Source organism: Variovorax nivicola (assembly GCF_051216475.1).
Taxonomy (GTDB): domain Bacteria; phylum Pseudomonadota; class Gammaproteobacteria; order Burkholderiales; family Burkholderiaceae_C; genus Variovorax.
The window spans coordinates 59,573-76,268 of the sequence record NZ_JBPJZK010000015.1 but is presented as its reverse complement, the minus strand read 5'-3'; the positions used below and the strand labels follow the sequence as shown (position 1 = coordinate 76,268).

14 protein-coding genes and 1 pseudogene are annotated in these 16,696 nt (G+C 64.5%); 7 read left to right on the top strand and 8 right to left on the bottom strand.

What is annotated here, in order from left to right; genetic code table 11:
• Positions 1-17: 17 nt before the first annotated feature.
• The 7 genes and pseudogenes from ACSFBF_RS33575 to ACSFBF_RS33545 form a co-directional block, all read left to right on the top strand.
• Positions 18-1,274: an extracellular solute-binding protein gene (locus tag ACSFBF_RS33575; protein ID WP_435462755.1), complete on the top strand. Its 1,257-nt coding sequence runs from the start codon at positions 18-20 to the stop codon at positions 1,272-1,274.
• Between the two features lie 46 nt (positions 1,275-1,320).
• Positions 1,321-2,397, top strand: coding sequence for an ABC transporter ATP-binding protein (locus ACSFBF_RS33570; protein WP_435462756.1), 1,077 nt, complete (start codon positions 1,321-1,323; stop codon positions 2,395-2,397).
• Positions 2,397-3,281: an ABC transporter permease gene (locus ACSFBF_RS33565; protein WP_435462757.1), complete on the top strand. Its 885-nt coding sequence runs from the start codon at positions 2,397-2,399 to the stop codon at positions 3,279-3,281. The genes ACSFBF_RS33570 and ACSFBF_RS33565 overlap by 1 nt, the downstream gene beginning before the upstream one ends.
• Entirely contained in the window at positions 3,274-4,128 is an 855-nt protein-coding gene (locus ACSFBF_RS33560; protein WP_435462758.1) for an ABC transporter permease, read from the top strand. The genes ACSFBF_RS33565 and ACSFBF_RS33560 overlap by 8 nt, the downstream gene beginning before the upstream one ends.
• 60 nt (positions 4,129-4,188) lie before the next feature.
• On the top strand, positions 4,189-5,082 hold the full coding sequence (locus tag ACSFBF_RS33555) for a glycerophosphodiester phosphodiesterase family protein (protein ID WP_435462759.1): 894 nt from the start codon (positions 4,189-4,191) through the stop codon (positions 5,080-5,082).
• 35 nt (positions 5,083-5,117) lie between these two features.
• Entirely contained in the window at positions 5,118-5,918 is an 801-nt protein-coding gene (locus ACSFBF_RS33550) for an inositol monophosphatase family protein (RefSeq protein WP_435474565.1), read from the top strand.
• Positions 5,919-5,949: 31 nt separating this feature from the next.
• Positions 5,950-6,099: pseudogene (locus ACSFBF_RS33545) on the top strand (helix-turn-helix domain-containing protein); the annotation flags it as partial.
• Positions 6,100-6,594: 495 nt separating this feature from the next.
• On the opposite strand, the gene ACSFBF_RS33540 reads toward ACSFBF_RS33545, so the two are convergent.
• The 8 genes from ACSFBF_RS33540 to ACSFBF_RS33505 form a co-directional block, all read right to left on the bottom strand.
• The gene (locus ACSFBF_RS33540; RefSeq protein WP_435462761.1) at positions 6,595-7,500 is read right to left on the bottom strand and encodes an amino acid ABC transporter substrate-binding protein; all 906 of its coding nucleotides are present in this window, start codon (positions 7,498-7,500) and stop codon (positions 6,595-6,597) included.
• 707 nt (positions 7,501-8,207) lie between these two features.
• Entirely contained in the window at positions 8,208-8,948 is a 741-nt protein-coding gene (locus ACSFBF_RS33535; RefSeq protein ID WP_435462762.1) for a hypothetical protein, read from the bottom strand.
• Between the two features lie 41 nt (positions 8,949-8,989).
• Positions 8,990-12,766 (bottom strand): pilus assembly protein, encoded by a 3,777-nt coding sequence (locus tag ACSFBF_RS33530; protein WP_435462763.1) that lies wholly within the window; start codon positions 12,764-12,766, stop codon positions 8,990-8,992.
• A 17-nt stretch (positions 12,767-12,783) separates the two neighbouring features.
• The gene (locus ACSFBF_RS33525) at positions 12,784-13,365 is read right to left on the bottom strand and encodes a pilus assembly PilX family protein (protein WP_435462764.1); all 582 of its coding nucleotides are present in this window, start codon (positions 13,363-13,365) and stop codon (positions 12,784-12,786) included.
• An 8-nt stretch (positions 13,366-13,373) separates the two neighbouring features.
• Positions 13,374-14,498 carry a PilW family protein gene (locus tag ACSFBF_RS33520; RefSeq protein ID WP_435462765.1) on the bottom strand — a complete coding sequence of 375 codons (1,125 nt, stop codon included), beginning with the start codon at positions 14,496-14,498 and terminating at the stop codon, positions 13,374-13,376.
• Positions 14,495-14,917, bottom strand: coding sequence for a type IV pilus modification PilV family protein (locus ACSFBF_RS33515; protein WP_435462766.1), 423 nt, complete (start codon positions 14,915-14,917; stop codon positions 14,495-14,497). The genes ACSFBF_RS33520 and ACSFBF_RS33515 overlap by 4 nt, the downstream gene beginning before the upstream one ends.
• Entirely contained in the window at positions 14,914-15,528 is a 615-nt protein-coding gene (locus ACSFBF_RS33510) for a pilus assembly FimT family protein (RefSeq protein WP_435462767.1), read from the bottom strand. The genes ACSFBF_RS33515 and ACSFBF_RS33510 overlap by 4 nt, the downstream gene beginning before the upstream one ends.
• A complete protein-coding gene (locus tag ACSFBF_RS33505) occupies positions 15,516-16,088 on the bottom strand; it encodes a type IV pilin protein (RefSeq protein WP_435462768.1) in 573 nt (190 codons plus the stop codon). The genes ACSFBF_RS33510 and ACSFBF_RS33505 overlap by 13 nt, the downstream gene beginning before the upstream one ends.
• Positions 16,089-16,696 lie beyond the last annotated feature (608 nt).

Sequence of the window (16,696 nt, the reverse complement as noted above, 5' to 3'; positions counted from 1 at the left end):
TATCCATGTCCATATCCATGTCTTCGATGCTCCGCACCACCGCATTGCTTGTCCTGCAGGCGGTCGCGCTGGTCGGCGCACTGCTCGGCGCCCATGCACAGGCTTCGCTGAAGTACGCCGACTTCGATGCGGCCGCGCTGACGCGCGACAACTTCTACAAGGTGCTCGAACCCGTGGCCCGGCGCGAAGGCAAGCTCATGCTCTACAACTTCGCGGGCAATTTCGATCCGGTGTGGAAGCTCGGCCTGATCCCGCGCTTCGAGGCGCGCTACGGCATCAAGGTCGAGTACCGCAACGTGCGCCAGGCGCAGGCCAACCAGCAGCTGATGGCCGTCCACAAGGCCGGTGCGCCTTCGCCGGTGGACGTGTACTTCGCCGGGAGCACCGACAGCTTCGAGGTGCTGCGTTCCGCCGGCGTGATCGCACAGCTGGACTTGGCCAATGTCATGCCCAATCTCTCGGCGGTTCCTGCCGAATACAAGCGTGCGATCTTCGGCGTGGACACCGGCGGCGCATGGCCGCTGGTGCATCTCAACCAGACCGCGCTGGGCTACGACAGCGCGCTGCTGCCCACCGCCGAGGTGCCCGCGAACTTCGAGTCGCTGCTGGCGTGGGCGCAGAAAACCCCCGGGAAATTCGCCCTCACTTCGCCCGCCAAGGGCGGCTCCGGCAGCGGGTTCCTGTATGCGGCCGCGCTGCACTTCGCCAGCGATCCGGCATGCCGCAAGACGCTCGCGAGCGCGCGCATGACCGAGGACGAGGCCGTGCAATGGGCCGCGACCACGCGCTGCCTGGACCCGCTGTGGGCTTACCTCACGCAACTGCTCAAGGTGGCAGAGCTGACCAACGGCAACGCCGACACGCTGAACCTGCTCAACAACCGGCAGGCATGGATCGGCACGACGTGGGAAGACCTGTCCCTGGCGTTCGTGCGCGACAGGCAACTGCCGTCCAGCTTCAGGCTCATGCTGCTCGAGAGCGGCATGGCCGCCAGCGGCGACGGCCTGATCGTGCCGGCCAATGCCAAGAATCCGGCCGCGGCGCTGCTGTTCATCGACATGGCGTTCGACCGCGAGTTCCAGGTCTGGAAGCTGGAGCACCACGCCTCGCGTTCGCCGCGCAACGACGTCGACCCCGCGGCCGTCGCGAGCGCCGCAACGGCACCCTACCTGGTGCCCGCCGCGCAGATGCGCACGCGCTCCGTGCCGGCCAACTGGCTGGTGACGCGCGGGCTGATCCGCGCGTTCGAGGACAAGGTGCTCGCGAAGCGCTGAGCACGCCATCCCCTGTTCCATCCTCCATTTCCTGAAGCGGCAAACGATGGCCTCCCTGACACTGAGCGGCGTTCACAAATCCTACGGTTCGACCGTGGCGCTGGCGCCCACCGACCTCGAAGTGCCGCATGGCGAGTTCGTCACGCTGCTGGGACCTTCGGGCTGCGGCAAGACAACCTTGCTGCGCATCGTCGCGGGCATCGCGAGCGGCAGCGGCGGCGAGATCCGGCTCGGCGGGCGGCGCATCGACACCTTGCCACCCGAGCAGCGCGACGTGGCCATGGTGTTCCAGACCTATGCGCTGTTCCCGCACATGAGCGTGCGCAAGAACCTGGGCTTTGGCCTGCGCATGAAGAAGGTCGCGCCGGCCGAGCAGGCCCGCCGCATCGAGCATGCCGTGGCCATCTGCAGGCTCGACGGCCTGCTGGATCGCATGCCGCGCCAGCTCTCGGGCGGGCAGCAGCAGCGCGTGGCGCTGGCGCGCGCGATCGTGATGCAGCCGGCACTGCTGCTGTTCGACGAGCCGCTGTCCAACCTCGACGCCAAGCTGCGCGAAAGCCTGCGCGACGAGTTGGTCGCGCTGCACCGGCGCGTCGGCACGACCAGCCTGTACGTCACGCACGACCAGACCGAGGCGATGGCGATGTCGGACCGCATCATGGTGATGAACGCCGGGCGCATCGTCGAAAGCGGCACCCCGCTCGCGCTGTACCGCCGGCCAGTGGACGCATTCACGGCGCACTTCCTTGGACACACGCACCTGCTGCGCCTGCCGGTCACGGGCCGCGGCAAGGACTGCAGGGTGATGCTGCCCTGGGGCGCGTCCGCCGCCATCGACGACCTGGCCGACGGCGCAGACTCCGCGCTGGTGTCGCTGCGGCCCGAGGACCTGTGGGTCGTGCCCGATGCCGAAGGCGCCGGCGAGGTCACGGCCGCGAGTTTCACCGGAGCGCAGCTGAACTACACGGTGCGTATCGCGGATCTGAGCCTGCGCGTCACCGTCACGGCCGGCGATGGCGCGGCATTGCTGCCCGTGGGGCAGCGCGTGAGCGTCACTGCCGCAGAGCGCCTGCACGCATTGAAGTGCGCGGGCGAAGACCCGGGCCACGGGGCCCGCCCGTGATGAAGAGCGCGTTCACCGCGGACACCCGCGCCCGGCTGCTGGCCTGGGCCTGCCTGCTGCCCGGGCTGGTCTTTCTTGGCGCGCTGTTCGCCGGCCCGCTGCTGTGGAGCCTGGCGGGCAGCCTGGGGCTCGATCAGGGACTGGCCGGCTTCACGCTCGAGCACTATGCGCAGGTCTTCACTCGGCCGGCCCTGCGCAGCGGGCTCCTCGTGTCGATCTACTACGGCGTCGCTCCGCTGCTGGTGACGCTCGTCCTCTCGATCGGCCTGGCGCTGCTGCTGCGCCGCCACTTTCGCGGGCGCGCATGGTTCAACGGGCTCTACAAAATACCGATGGCGGTGCCGGGCATCATTGCCGCGCTGATCGTCATGACCCTGGCCGAACGCGGCGGCTTCCTCGACCGGCTGGCCGCGCCGTTCGGCCTCGCGCTGCCTCGCCTGGTGCGCGACCCCTGGGGCGTGGGCGTCATCCTGACCTCGGTGTGGAAGCAGTTGCCTTTCATGACCCTGGTGATCACCGGCGCCTTCGCCGCCATCCCGCAGGAGGTGAGCCACGCCGCGCGCACGTTGGGCGCAGGCCGCTGGCGCACGCTGCTGTGGGTGGAGCTGCCGATGGCGCTGCCCGGCATCTCGGCCGCGGTGCTGCTGACTTTCATCGGCACCATGGGCTCATTCGCCATTCCCGATCTGGTGGGGCCGCCTTCTCCGCGCCCGCTGGCCGTGCACATGTACGCGGAGTTCGGCAGCGGCCATCTGCCGCTGGTCTACGCCATCGGCATGTTGCTCAGCGCCTTCGCGGTCGCGGTGCTGCTGGGCTACTACGCGTTGAGTGCGCGGGCTGCCCGGCTGCTGGGCGGCAGCGCCCGAAAGGACGACCATGAGTGAGGCGGCGTTGATCTCCCCGGCGCGTCGGCGCTTCGAGCCCGAAGACCGGATCTGGGTGTCGGCGGGCCTGTTCGCGGCACTCGCACTGGCGCTGGGACTGCCCTTGCTGCTGCTGGTGCTGTGGAGCGTGGCCGGGCGCTGGCCCGCACCGGACCTGCTGCCCAGCAGCTACACCGGCGCCCTCTGGCGGTCTGTGTTCGACGATGGCGACGTGTTGGGCGCGGCGATCACCAGCACCGCCGTCGCCGTGCTCGTGACTGCGCTCACAGCGATCGTGGCACTGCCCACGGCCTGGGCGATGGCCAAGTTTCCGCTGCGCTGCAAGCGCGCGGTCGAGGTGTTCGTGCTGGCGCCGGTGATCGTGCCGGGCATCGTCGTTGCAGTGGGCGTGGGGCAGGTGTTTCTCGGATGGGGCCTAACCTACACCGTGCCCGGCGTGGTGCTGGTGCAGATGGTGGGCACGCTGCCGCTGATGATCCGGCTGCTCGTGGCCAGCTTCGAGACCCTGCCCGACGAGTTGATCCACGCCGCGCGCTCGCTCGGCGCGAGCCCGCTGCGCGCCGTGTGGCATGTGGCGCTGCCGCTGTGCACGCCGGGGCTGCTGGCCGGCGCGCTGCTGTCCTTCGTCGGCAGCTTCGAGGAGTTCGACAAGACTTTCCTCGTCGGCGCGCCGGCGGTACAGACGCTGCCCGTGCTGCTGTACCACCACCTCGACCCGTATTCGCTGCAGTTCCCGCTGGCCGCGGTGGTGGCGCTGATCCTTCTGCTGCCGGTGCTGGTCGTGTTCGTGCTGTCGGGGCGCATCCTGCGCGACGACCTGATGGCCGCGGGCATGGGCAAGGTCTGAAAGCGTGCCGGCGAGCCGCTCACTTTTCGTTCACTTCTCTTTCAACATCAATCACCCGCAATGGCTGTTTCCGCATTCTTGCCAACCGACGACTCCTGCATCTCGACCACCGCACTCATCGGCCCCTCGAACCCCCGCGTGCTCGTGGCCGCGCACCGTGGGGCCTGGCGGGAGCTCCCCGAAAACTCGATCTCCGCGCTCGACGACGCCATTGCGCAGGGCGCCGACATCATCGAGCTCGACGTGCGCGCCACGCGCGACGACGTGCTGGTGCTGCTGCATGACCCGACGCTGGAACGCACCACGACCGGCCGCGGCGCCGTGGCCGCGCTCGATTTCGACCAGGTGCGCCGGGCCCGCCTCAAGCCCCGCGACGGCGGCAGCGCGCTGGTGCCGACGCACGAGCGCCTGCCCACGCTGGCCAGCGCACTCGAAGCGGCGCGCGACCGCGTGGTGGTCAACATCGACGTCAAGGACACGCTGATGGCCGACCACGTCGCGCAGGCCGTCATTGCCGCGGGCATGGCCGACCAGGTGTTCGTCAAGGCCACGATCACCGAGCAGCGGCACGTGGACCAGGTCCGGGCCAGCCCCTTCTTCGGCCGCATCGCCTTCGTGCCGATGATGCAGGCCCGCCCCGGCCGTTTTGCCGAAGACCTGCGCTGGCTCGAGCCGCTGGGCTGCCTGATGTACGAAGTGGGCTTCGCCGACCTTGCAGACCTCGAGGCCGGCCGCGACGAACTACGGCGCCAGGGCGCGCGCCTGTGGGTCAACACCATCGATTGCTCGCACAGCCTGGACTTCAATGACACGCATGCGCTGCAGGATGCCGATGCCGTCTGGGGCCGCCTGCTCGACATCGGCGTGGGTGCGATTCAGACCGATGTCGTGCCGGACCTGGTGGCCTACCTGGCACGCAGCAAACATCGCCAGGGTGCGGGAGCCGTGCGATGACCGCGGCGAACGAACCGGGCCAGGTTCGCGCAGGAATGCCCGACGGACTGGCGCGAGCGCACCGCATCGTGGCCGACGCGGCCGCATGCGCGCTCGAAGCGTTCAACGACCGCGGCAATCTGCGCATGCGTGCCAAGGGGCCACAGGACTTCGTGTCGGCAGCCGACGAAAAAGTAGAGCAGTTGATCCGCGCGCGGCTCGCGCTGGAATTCTTCGGCGATGCGGTGATTGGCGAAGAGGGCGGCGGGTGGCCCAGCGCGAATGCCACCTGGTTCATCGATCCGATCGACGGCACGAGCAACTTCCTGCGCGGCCTGCCGTTGTGGGGCGTGTCGCTCGGGCTGGTGCGTGGCGGCAAGCCGAGCATCGGTGTGATCGCGTTTCCGGCGCTGGACCTGATCGTCGGCGCCGAGGCCGGCTTCGGGCTGTTCGTCAACGGGCTTGCAGCGCAGCCGCAGCGGCCGTTCGGAGACGTGCACCTGGCCTCGGTCGGCGACGCCGACCTGGATCTCGAGGACGCGCTGGCCACGACGCGCCGCCTGCGCGAGGCGGGGTGGGTGGTCGAGTCCTACCGTTGCACCACCCTGGGCCTGGCCTTCAGCGCGCTCGGCCGCCTCGATGGGCACCTGCAGCATCGCGTGCAGGCCTGGGACATTGCAGCCGGCCTAGTCTTGTGCGCCGAGGCCGGCCTTGAAGTGCACCACGGTCCGTTGGACGAGAGGCCGACATGGGTGCGGGCCGGGTTGCCGGAGATCCACAGGATTACACGGGCAGGTTGGGTCGACGCTGGTGTTGGCACCGGCTGCGACTCATCGGCGCTGCGATCACGGCGCTGATGACCCCCGGCCATTGGCGGAAGGAACTTCTGTGCTCGACTTAAATGAAGTCGCCATGTTCGTGCAGATTGCGCGCTGCGGCAGCTTCGCCGAGGCCGCGCGACGGCTGCGCATGTCTTCGGCCACGATGAGCCGACGCATCCCGCGGTTGGAGGCGTATCTGGGCACGCGGCTGATACAGTGTTGGGTCAGAGATCGGCGGAATCCAACACTTAGTGTCTTGCCGGCATTGGTGAATCCTGCGAGCGTTGCCATCGGTTCTTGTCGACCCATATCTCGTTGTTCGCCGATCAACGGACATCATGATCATTCGGCCGACATGACGCCGATCGCGCTCACAGAATTGTGGGTAATTGAAAGCCGGCAAACCCGTCTTGAATCCCCCAATTGGCTCGGCCAGCGTACCCACCAAACTCACAGATGGACACGGCGGCCGAGTTGTAGCGCAAGCACTCAGTCATAGAGCGCTCGCGCAACGGGAGGCGCGTCGGCTAACCTCGGCAACGTAGGCCATGGCCCCGTTCAGGATGCAGAACCCTCCGACCATGAACTCCTACTCCTGGGTGAAGCGCACCGCCCTAAAACGCACGAAGAACAAAGGGCCCCCCGACGATCAAGCAGTCGATGCGAGCTCTGTGCGATGGCCCTGCCGTCGATGCGCACATCGGACGGCGACTCAGATCGAATAGCCGAGCACCATCGCGATGCCGGCCTGCTTGTTCGGCCGAACAAAGCTGTCTCGTGTCAGGCGCCCCATCTTGATGGTGAGCGCATCGGTTTTGAACCACTTGTCGTAAAGCGCGTTGATCTCGCCGCTCGCGTACAGCTGCGCGAGACTCCGGTCGACGGCCGCGAGCAACGCCGTATCACCCTTGCGCACCATCACCGCGTAAGGTTCGACCGACAGCGCGAGCCTGCTCAGGCTTAGCCTATCGAGCGCCTTGTCATTTGATGCCAGGCCTTGCAATAGCGAATCATCCTGCGCAAATGCGCGCACCTTGCCTTCTTTCAGGGCCTTGTAGGCCTCTCCGTTGTTTTCGTAGGTGGAGAACCGCGCGTCGCGCAGTTCTCCATCGGCGAGTTGCTTGAAGAGCTTTTCCGAGGTCGAGCCCTTGCTCAGCGCGACCCGCAGGTTCTTCAGATCCTTCACTGTCTCCACCTGAAGGTCTTTGCTCGTCAGCACGCGCATCGAGGCGACGAAGAAGGTGTAGCTGAAGTCCACCTTCTCCTGGCGCGCCATCGTATTGGTCGTCGAACCGCACTCGAGGTCGATTTCGCCGGCGAGCAGCTTCGGGATGCGTTCCGGGCCGGCCACGAGCTTGTACTGAACCTTGATGTCGGGAAGCTTGAGCTCGCGCTTGATCTCTTCGATCGCGTTCAGGCACAGGTCAACCGAATAGCCCACTGGCTGCCTCTGCGCATTGACGAACGAAAAGGGCGGCGCGGCTTCGCGCACGCCGAGCACGATCATGCGGGTTGCGCGGATCTTGCTCATTGTGTCGCCGGCGGCCTGGGCCGGTAGCGCCGCGAGCGCGACGGCGAAGGGAATAATCGTGGCACGCAGCACGGGAAAAAGGGACATGGGATGCGACTCCAACGAGTGTTTATTGGTTTTTTCGGCTCGCCCAGCGGGCAAAGAGCTCGGCTGAGATGCGTCGGCGAGAGCCTTGGCCAGTTGAGCGGTTTGATAGGCGACTGGTGCAAGGACAGCGCCATCCTGGGTAATCACGTTGACGACGAGCTTGCCATCGCGAGCGGTGCACGCAGCAGCCGACGGCGAAGCCCGACGCTGTCCGAATCATCGCGGTCCTGTTGCGACCGAAGTAGACCTTCTCGAAGGCGGCGTCGCTGATCGCAGTAATGGAGCAGGCCATTGCCGCCACACAACCGGGGCCGATAGCGTCCCCTGTCTCGGAAGCCACATGGAAACTATCGGCTACCATCACCGCAGTTACGCCCCCCGTTCATCACGCAATTTCTGCGCTTCGCGTTGCGCCAGTGCCTTGGCCGTTTTGGAAAAACTTGATTGGGAACTCCCCGCTTGCCTCCCGACCTGTCGGCTTTGAGCTATGCCAGTAGCGCGTCGATCAGCAACACCACTTCGTCCTTGCGCGGCACATCCACGCCAGGGACCGGAAACACCCGGATTTTTCTGGATAGTGAATGCTTTCGCGACCGACGCGTCAGAGTTCGGCAGATCAATCATGACAGGCAATACCTTACGCACGCATCCAATCGCCGCCGTCTTGCCCGCACCCACGGTTCCCGTGAAAAGAATCCTGTATTCCTTCACGGCATTCCGAGGCCCAGCCGGCGACGGATGCCGTTGACGAGGCTCCGCGCATAGCCGCTGCGGATGATTGCATCGGATTCCATGGATCTCGATGGTTCCACCTGTGCCGCGGCAACTGGCGCCACATGCAGTTCCAGCGTGCCCGCTACTCGCAGCACATGCAGGAATGTGACGCATTGAGAAAGCGGAAATCCGCTGATGTCTGCCAGCTCGATGGCGTTCAATGCCCGCCGTGACAGCAGGCTTGCCATCCGCACCTTGTCGAGGTCATTGCGCAACAGCAAGGCCGAAGGCCAGCGCCGAAGCATGAAGCGAACCGAATTGGAAACTTCGATTTTCAGGGCGGCTTGATCGTCCGCGGCCATCTCCACCGATTGCGCCTCGCGCAAAGCGCGTTCGGTGCTGTTCAGCCACTGCTGCAGTTTGTCGGCACGTATCGGTCGCGCCAGCGTACTGGGTCGCTCGTCGGAATTCATGCGCGTGAGCGCGAGCACGAAGCCGGTCATGCGGGCCAACTCGGAGCGCTCGGCCTCCGTCGCAGTCCCATCGACAAGCAGCGCGTCATACGGCGGTGCATTGACCAGCGTCCACGGAAAAGCGCCGTCGTTCGCATACAGTTGGATGATGGTTCGAATCACGTCGACTTCGGCGCTCGGCAACTTGTAGACGCCGAGCCGAAAAACGGAAATGTCTGTCCTCCCGAACGCATGCAATCCGTGGGCCCGTGCGTCAGACATGTCGATGGAGCGTTGTGGAATCGGTCGAGTAGTTTTCAGCATCAGTTCACTGCGGGCACTTCGCGCCAGTTCAACAGGCGCAACGAGATGCCGCTCTTCGGGTCGGTGGGAATCTTGGTGATATCCCCCTTGGTCGTTCCGGCAATGAGCTGGATGTTCCGGCCCACACCGACAAAACGCAGATCGGTCACGGCGGCGGCGATGGCCACATAGCCGGTCAGCGACGACAGCAGCACCGATTTTCCGGTGCCGTAGTTGATGGCATAGACCCGGCTCTGCCCCGACGGGCTGCAGGCGTCGCCCGTCGTCAGCAGGCTGGAGAAGGCCACGACGCCGTTGAAGGCCACGGGGTTGGAAACCATGCGCCAGCTGACATTGGTGTCGGTGCCCAGGTCGAGGTACCAGCCGAGCGAGGTGTTCGACAATGTGGTGCCCGTCGTCACGTCGGCGACCTGCGTGAGCTTTGCGCGGGTGATCGGGGTGCGAACGGTACTGAAGGCGCCGGCCGTTCCGTCGATGATGGCGTAGAACGACTGCGCGGCCTTCGAATTCACATCCGATGAGTCCAGCAGCTTGCCGGTTCCGAGCAGCACGAAGCGCTTGCGCGTGACGGGATTGATCTCGATCAGGGGCGTGGTCGTGACGAACTGCGCGGTGCCGGATGCATCGGCCAGCGTGGCCAGTAGGGTCGGCGCCGGGTAAGTGGCGGTGCTGCCCTTGGCGGCTGTGAGATCGAAGCGCCAGAGCTGTCCGTCGAGGTCTGCCGCATAGAAGGCATCGGCCGTGTTGTCGGCAAAATCGGCGACGTAGGCGGAGGCCTGCGCGAGTCCATTGGAAGACGTCGGCGTCGCTATCTTCTCGAGCAACGCACCGGTCTTCGGATTGACGATGTACAGATAGCCCTTGCCATCGCTGTTGTTGTAGCCCGAGGTCAGCAGCACGACCCAGCCGTACTTCTTGGTCTTCACGACCGTAGGCGCGCCGTAGCTGTAGCCCATGGTGGTGTCGGTGAATTCCCATTTCACCTTGCCCGCCACCGCGGCCTCGCTGGTCATGCTGGCCGGGTCGGTCACGTCGATCGCGTAGAAGCTCTTGCCGCCCTTGCCGAGTCCACCGATCAGCAGCGTGTGCCAGTCGGCATTGCTGCCATTGCTCGTGGTGGTGAAGACACCGCCGGCGCTGTTTAGGTCGACATCGAAGGCCAGTGGTGTCGCATCCACGTAGTAGTGGTGGGCGTAGTTGGGGTTGCCGAGCTGCGCCAGCCCGTCCACCTGCGGCGTGCCATTCGGCCCCTGGAACGAGGTGCTCGGCACGTAGGCGAACTGCTCCGTTCCGGCAGCGGTGCCCGAGAGGGCACCGTTGAAGGCGTGCAGCATGCCGTCGTTCGAGCCGATGTAGACCATGGTGGAACGGTGGCCGGTCCACTTGGCCTTGAATGCGGCATAACCCGGGTTGCTGTTCTCCGAATAGCTCTGGATGGGCGGCCCGACGGGTGTCACCTTCGCGTTGACGATGTCGCCCAGCAGGAGAGTTCGAGCGCGCAGGGCCCTGGTGCTTCCGGCGACGGTCGACGCGGTTTCGTTCTTGCGGTCGCCCCGAAGGTAGTTGAGGTAGTCGGTGCTGGTATTGCCCGTTGCATAGGCAGGCGTAAGCGCGGCCAGCTGTGCCGAGGTCACGCTGGCGGCACGGAATGCGACGCCCTTACTGCCATCCCACGTGACGACGCGCCGCGCCCCGTCCCAACCACCGCTGGCAAGTTGGGTTTCGAGCGTGCTGCTGGTGGACCAGGCCGGTGCGGCCGACGGTGTGCCGTCGCTTGTGAAGCTGATGGTGCTGGCCGTCAAAACACCCGTCCATCCCTTGGAGTCGTATTGCGACGCATAGGAGGCGTTGCCGGTGGAAGACACCTGCGCGGACGAGAGGGAGAAAGACGTGGTGTATGCCTTGATGGCATTGGCAATGTCGGTGAATGCCGACTTCAGGCCGCTCACCATCTGCCCTGCATTGCCCGCCAGGAAGTAGTTGTCGGGCCGCAGGCGGGTATTGCCGTTCATGTCGATACTGTCGCCCGCCGTGTTCCACCAGTTCTGCGTCAGCGGCGACGTGGTGTTGGCCGCGTCGTAGCTTGCGGGCACGCTGAAGCCGCCGTACTTGGTCGCCAGGTAGTAGGGATTCCGGTCCTTGGCCCGCTGGAATTCCATGACATCCATCCAATAGGTGGAGATGTTCTGGACACCGGTCAGGTCCGGGCGGATGTCGTTGATGTGCGCGCCGTAAGCCAAGCCTGCGATGTAGTAGGTCGCAGTGCTGTTCCACCAAGGGGTCGATTTCAAGCCCTCGAGCGCTTGCACATTCTTCGTCCACGCATCGGCCTTGTTCAGCGTGTCCCCCGCCACCGCTGCAGGAATGGCCCGCGGCCTGCTGACTGAACTTCCTCCTACGTTGTAGTCGTAGTGGGTGTTTTCGTCGCCGATGCCCAGAATGAAATTCTTCTGGCAGGAGTAAACGATGGGGTCCTTCTCCTTCCAGTCGACCACTGCCGGAAATCCATCGAGCTTGGTGTCTCTGTCTGTCGCGTTGGCCGCGACCGAATTGGTCCACTCCGCCACATTGCCGAGGTTTTCGAAGTACCGCAGCGCCGCGTAGTAGAGCTCGCTGACGTTGTCGTTCGTCATGTAGCTCTTCGCGACCTGGCCGAACTTGTTGAGGTAGTTCATCACCCCGCTCTGCGACACGCCGCTGGCCGTCGCAGAAGCGGTGTCAGGATTGGTGGTCATGATGCCGGTCGTGGCGTCCCACTCGCCGCGGGTGTTGGTAACCACTGCGGTGGACAACGGCTGCGGGTAGGTTGGCCCGATGAAGCCCATTGGCGCCCGCAGCACACCGCCTTGCTGCGTATCACCCCCGGCATTCAGGAACGAGAAAGTGCCGTAGCGGATCTTGCTGGCGTTCTGCTGCAGCAGCCCTTCCGGCTTGTAGTTGCTTCCGTACTTGATGCAGTTGGCCTCGACGCCGCCGGCCGTGGCCGCGGTGTCGCAGACCTTGACCCTGATGTAAACCCGGTAGAGAGAGTCTGCCCTCTTCGATCTATTCGCAGAGTCGAGATTGCTCAGGTCGTCTCCCGTCTCGGTGAGGTCCCCAGTCCCTGTGAGGTCTCCCGTTCCGGTGAACACCATGGTGTTGCCGCGCGACCAGATGCTCGAGTTGAAGTTGCTCCACTTGCTGAATGGCGTGACAGCGGAGATCAGGGCGCTGGGCAGGCTGTGGCCCGTGGGCTGGTCGGATCCCCGCAGGGGAAAGTTTGTCAGGTTGCCTTGATTGGAGCCCCATGCCTTCTCCAGGATGGTCTCGCTCGTCGTATCGACGCTGCGGTAGCCCCCTGAGAGCGCCCATCGGAACGGGTCGATGGTCTGCATCGTGACCCAGTTCATGAAGTTCCCGCTCCATTGGCCCGAACAACGGTGCTTGCTGGAGCCAGTGGCCGCACCCGCCGGCTGGAAGTAGCTGTTGGATGCGGCACCCTTCTTCACGACCGGTTCGACGTACGTGTACGTGTAGCACTTGCGGGGATCGAAGTAGCCCAGGTACTCGGTGGCATCTGCGTAGTCGTTGAGGTTCGCCACGCTGATCGCAGTGGGGAATTCCACCGACAGTGCCAGCAGCAGGTTGCCCGGGACGTCGGCCGTTGCGAAGACAGGCTGATCGGACAGCTTCGCGGTGGCCGCCAGCACAGCCGTGCTCGACAAGCCCAGCAATGCGACTGCGATCAGACCAGCTCTGGAGGCCACTGTCGATGAACGACGAAAAACGCTTGTCATGGAGATGCTGTGCCTTCTCAATCCGGTTTGGTGAATGTCGACTGCATGAACACCTGCGTGTCGCGGGGACCGCTGACGCGCAGGCTCAGGCGATAGATCGTTGCGGTGGGTGGTGCCGGCGGCGGCGTGGGCGTGACGGTGCCTCCGGCCGGGGCCGCGGAAGATTGCACGCAGCCGGTGCTGGTGGCCGGGCCGGTACTGCCGCAGAGGCGATCGATCACATAGCGGATGCTCACCTGCGCGGCGGCGTCGGCGATGTCGTTGGACGCCTTGCCGACGGCGGCGAATGTCTTGTCGTCCAGCAGCGCATTCGGCACGCCCTGCGTGTTGGTATCGAGCTTGGTCGCCTTGAAGTTCTCCCCGGGCAGATCGTCCGTCGCATTCGCGAGCGTTCCGGTACCGGCGAACTTGGCCAGCACGAGGGACACGGCGCGCTCGCCCTGGTTCACGAGGTCGCGCCGGAAGGCCAGGTTGCCGGCGGATGTCAGGGACGTGTTCATGGAGCGCACCACCGCCACGCCGCCAGCCAGCAGGATCACGAGAACGATAAGGCAGAACAGCAGGACGAAGCCGCGCTGGCGCGCGGCCCGCAAGGACATGGAAATCTTCATAGCAGCAGCATGTTGCGCAGCGGGATGGTGAATTCGACGACCCGGTAGCGGTAGTGCCGATCGTCGTCGGTGCTCAATGTCACGAGGTGTTCGAGCGACTTCTTCGACGCGTCCTGGAAGTCGCCGAACAGCGTGAGATTGGGCGGCGAAACGACGTCTTTTTCCTTGTTCACGCCGCGCATGACCAGCGCGACGCGAACGGCGACGATCTGTCGCATCGTGGCCGGCGCCTTCATGACGGTGGCGATGTCGAAGCCCGTGGCGCCCGGATCCGCCCAACTGTCGAGGATGCCGTCGCCGTCGCTGTCCAGGCCATAGATGGCATGCAGTTCGGCCACTTCGTCGGCAAGCGCTTGCGTGACATTGCCGGCGCCCTGCAGCAGGTCATAGCCGACCAGCGTGTGGTTGTCGCCCACGCCGAAAAGCTGGAACTGGACATTGCTGTTCACAGGATTGCCCAGCGGTGTGACGTAGGTCGAGGTGCTTGCAGCCAGTGTCTCCAGCGAGGTGGACTTGCCGGCTGTGTAGTACTTGCCGCCCAGGGTCAACACCTTGGCCGTGGTGCCGGTGACCTGTTCGAGCAAGCAGTCCGTCGTGTTCAGCTGACTGACCAGCACGAGGTCGCCTGCGGACACACCGACCGTGTTGTCCATTGCGAGCGTCGTGGCGCTGCCAGGGTCCGTCAGGCCACGGGGTATGCCACCCGCCACGGCATCGCCGCCCATGACGACCAGCACGTCGGAGCCGGTGTCGGACTGGCTCTTGCCGATAAGCACGGGCGCCACGCGCAGGTCGGACGTGGCGCCGGGCAGAAAGGCCTTCTTGAAGGGCGTGGGAAACTCGGCAGCGGCCGGCAGCAGGGAGGCCGCGTTGAGCCTGCAGCCGAACACGCCCCGGTCGGGCGGCTGGCTGGACTGGGCCAGGCTAGAGCCGGCGCTGCGTAGCGCGCGGTCGAGCACATAGGCCGCATACGCGCCGGCCTGCTCCATGTCGTTGGTCGAGGTGGTGACGCGCTTGTGCGTCTCGCCCACCACCACGATGCTGGTCACGGCCAGCGTCACGACCAGTCCGATGACCATGGCCACGAGCAGCTCGATCAGTGTGAGGCCTCGTTGCTTCATGGGAGGGTCACCCGCGTGGTGAGCGTGCTGCTCTGTTCGGTCTTCGCGCTTGCCCGGTCGGGTGCCTTCCAGGTGATCTGGATGTCGGCGCTGTTGGTGGTGCCGGTCACTGCGGCGACGGTCACGGCGCCGTTCGGCAGGCCTGCGTTGGCGGTGTCACTTACGCGTTTCTGCCAGACCGAGCTGGCGCTGGTGTCCACGACAACCGACTTGCCGAGCCACATCGCGCTGGCGATATCGTTGGCCAGCAACGCGGCGCGGTTGCGGTCCTGCGCGTCCGTCGACAGGCTGATGGCGCGCGCCTGCAGGCCGATCAGGCCGAGGATGCCCAGCGAGAACAAGAGAATGGACACCAGCGCTTCGAGCAGTGCGATGCCCGACTGCCTCGCACTGGAGGCTTTGCGGAAGCTTTTCTTCATGGGCAACCATCAGGAGAATCTGCCAGCTTGCGGGCTGGGTCGCACATGCGGACCTGCCCTCCGAAACCGACCAACACACGCAGTGGCCGGTCGGCACCGTTCACGGTGATGTCGTAGGTGAAGACCGATGAGCTCGTGCTTGTACTGGTGTTGGTGTCACAGTTGGCGCCGGCCACGCCGGTATCGGTGTTCGCCACAAGGCGCCCCATGGCGTTGAAGCAGATGGCCGCTTGCCCTTTGATCTGAACGCCGGATGCGACGTCCAGCAGCACACCGGCCTGTACGAACACACTGCTCGCATCCAGGCTTGACTTGGAAACGCTGATCGACCAATTGCTGCCGTTGTCCACTGCGGTCATGTTCTTCTTGGGCGCCGCACTGTTGGTGAGCGAGAAGACCATGGGCCGGCTGCGGCGCAATGCTTCGGCTTGTGCGAAGCGCAGTCCGTTCTGCAGCGAGTCGCTGACGGTGCGGACCTTGTTGTTGGCGATCCATGTGGTGAACGACGGCATGGCCAGCATCGTCAGAACGCACATCAGCGCGATCGTCACCATCATCTCGATCAACGTGAAGCCCGACAGGCGAACCATGCGACCGGTCACGTCGGGCACGACTGACCCCGCCTGGTCACCCAGGTCTTGTCGCAGCCGGTCCAGCCTGACACGCTCGTGATCGTGGTGCTTTGAACGCCCAGTTGGTCCACCATGAAAGTGAATCCCTTGGTGGGTCCGCTGCCGATGGCCTGCAGTGTGTATGTCGTTGAGGTGGCTGCGGTGACGCAAGACAACTGAAAAGTGCCGACGACGTTGGTTCTGCTGGCCGTGGCAATGCAGGGCGGAACGAAGCCGTTCGCTTTGTCATAGGTCCGGTTGTCCTGGTAGTAGCGCTCCATGTCCGCGCGCATGGCAGCTAGGCCATTGGTGCCGTCAACCAGTTGGCCGCGCAGAACATAGTCGCGATAACTCGGGAGCGCGACGGCCGCAAGAATGGCCACGATGGCCACGGTGATCATGACTTCGATCAGCGTGAAGCCGAGATCCTTCGGGCTGCGATGTCGATCACACACTGTTGCTGTTTCGCCGCTCTCAACTCTCAAGAGTCGTATTCGCATCTGCCACTCGTCCTCGCCACAAAAAATCGGATCCCCAAACGGCGCAGGCACGCGCTTCATCGGGAAACTTTGCGTGACAATTATTTGCAAAATCACACACTTTCTACTAGCCATGAAAAATGGAATGCAGGCACTCATTTTTTAGAGCAATGGCAGTGGCGCTGAGCACCCAGGAAGTTTTCCCATTGAATGCAGACATCTACTCCTGCATGCCTAGATTTTCCGTAACCATGTCGACAAACGCCGTCACCGCTATGAGATGACGACGCTGAGATGCTGCTCAGGCAACTACTCATGAGAAGTGCCAGCCCTCTTTCGCGGCATTGCTCGGCACAAGATCGTTCGGATGGTGGAAGAGTTCGCGGCAGATAGCCGCATGGTGACGCGACGCGTGAGGAGGATGATTCGGGGTTTCATCCTGGCAAAGCCCGCAAAGCCCGCAAAGCCCGCAAAGCCCGCAAAGCCCGCAAAGTCACGCGGGAGCGCAACCGCAAGCCACTCGTGGATGCCGGCATCGACCTTGACCGCTAACGGTGCGATAGGGAAGCCGACGGACGCCAGTCGATCGGTCAACCACAAAATACGCAAGATCAATGGCTGCTGTTGAAGTGCCTGCAGCATAGGTATTGGGCATGGCGCTGCGGCGGGCAGTACCTGTAACGTAAGCA